The 565-nt window shown below is 35.8% G+C and carries 1 pseudogene; it reads left to right on the forward strand.

What is annotated here, in order from left to right:
- Positions 1–548 (forward strand): annotated as a pseudogene (locus tag AC1DG9_RS27655) (citrate/2-methylcitrate synthase); the annotation flags it as partial.
- Positions 549–565 lie beyond the last annotated feature (17 nt).

Here is a 565-nt window from a genome sequence, read left to right on the forward strand (position 1 = left end):
CGCTAATTCATGAAGATATGAAGAAGTTCCTCGATGGATACCCTTCAAAATCTCATCCAATGGCGCAATTATCTTCATTGGTTTGTTCATTATCAACATTTTATCCTGAATCGTTAAATGCAAATTCATCAGCAGAAACGATGGATTTAACAATGATTAAGTTGTTGGCTAAATTTCCTACAATTGTATCTTTCATTTATAAAAAATCATTAGGTCACCCACTTATTTATCCTAAAAATAAGTTCGATTACGTTAGTAATTTCTTAAACATGATCTTTGGGCAACGCACCGAAGAAATAGAAATAGACCCTGTAGTAGTCAGTGCAATGAACACATTGCTTATTCTTCATGCTGATCATGAGCAAAATTGTTCTGCATCAACTGTAAGAATGGTAGGTTCTTCTGATTGTAATTTATATGCTTCGGTATCTGCAGGTATTGATGCCCTATGGGGGCCATTACATGGTGGAGCTAACCAAGCTGTAATTGAGATGCTGGAGCGTATTAAAGAAGATGGTGGAGATACCGAAAAATGGATCAACAAAGCATAAGATAAGAATGATCC

The sequence above is a fragment of the Pedobacter sp. 05L430 genome (genome assembly GCF_056397585.1).